Annotated in this window: 1 protein-coding gene; it reads right to left on the bottom strand. The window is 50.2% G+C overall.

Annotation, left to right across the window (positions count from 1 at the left end):
- The coding region (locus tag AC1RPQ_RS08260) for a hypothetical protein (RefSeq protein WP_481762305.1) at positions 1–321 on the bottom strand (321 nt) is incomplete at both ends.

Consider the following 321-nt stretch of genomic DNA (forward strand, 5'->3'; position numbering starts at 1 on the left):
CCGCAATATCAATCTCGACGGCACCAACAGAATTCGGAAACTTGTTGTTGACGGATTTCACTTCACCGGCCGCAAAACTCACTGCTGTAGTTGCTCCGTATACCGAACCATCGTTAACTGTAAACGTGGTGCCGCCCGCGTACTCAATGCCGTTACGCCAAACTTGGGCATTGCTTGCTAGACCTGAATCGGGATCAGATACGTCGTAGAACAAATCAATTACTGCACCATAGATTATGGCGTCGCATATGGGCTGGTAGGGCAGAGCAAATCGCCACTTTTCTTGTTCTAGGTCCCACAGGTAAGCACCTTGCCGCTGTG

Source organism: Dellaglioa sp. CoH-57-MRSF-21 (assembly GCF_056781915.1).